Genomic DNA, 714 nt, shown 5'->3' with positions numbered 1-714 from the left:
CGCCAAAACATCTTCGGCGTTGTAAGGTTAAGCCTCACGGTTCATTAGTACCGGTTAGCTCAACGCATCGCTGCGCTTACACACCCGGCCTATCAACGTCGTCGTCTTCAACGTTCCTTCAGGAGACTTAAAGTCTCAGGGAGAACTCATCTCGGGGCAAGTTTCGTGCTTAGATGCTTTCAGCACTTATCTCTTCCGCATTTAGCTACCGGGCAGTGCCATTGGCATGACAACCCGAACACCAGTGATGCGTCCACTCCGGTCCTCTCGTACTAGGAGCAGCCCCCCTCAATTCTCCAGCGCCCACGGCAGATAGGGACCGAACTGTCTCACGACGTTCTAAACCCAGCTCGCGTACCACTTTAAATGGCGAACAGCCATACCCTTGGGACCTACTTCAGCCCCAGGATGTGATGAGCCGACATCGAGGTGCCAAACACCGCCGTCGATATGAACTCTTGGGCGGTATCAGCCTGTTATCCCCGGAGTACCTTTTATCCGTTGAGCGATGGCCCTTCCATTCAGAACCACCGGATCACTATGACCTGCTTTCGCACCTGCTCGCGCCGTCACGCTCGCAGTCAAGCTAGCTTATGCCATTGCACTAACCTCCTGATGTCCGACCAGGATTAGCTAACCTTCGTGCTCCTCCGTTACGCTTTGGGAGGAGACCGCCCCAGTCAAACTACCCACCAGACACTGTCCGCAACCCCG

At 55.0% G+C, this 714-nt stretch carries 1 rRNA gene; it reads right to left on the bottom strand.

The features are described from left to right. Positions 1–23: 23 nt before the first annotated feature. Positions 24–714: ribosomal RNA gene (locus tag ABLV04_RS08400) — 23S ribosomal RNA — on the bottom strand; the annotation flags it as partial.

It is taken from the genome of Klebsiella sp. JN_Kp127 (assembly GCF_040062505.1).
Taxonomy (GTDB): Bacteria; Pseudomonadota; Gammaproteobacteria; order Enterobacterales; family Enterobacteriaceae; genus Klebsiella; species Klebsiella quasipneumoniae.
Note: the sequence above shows the minus strand (reverse complement) of the source record. Positions and strands in the feature narration are given on the sequence as shown.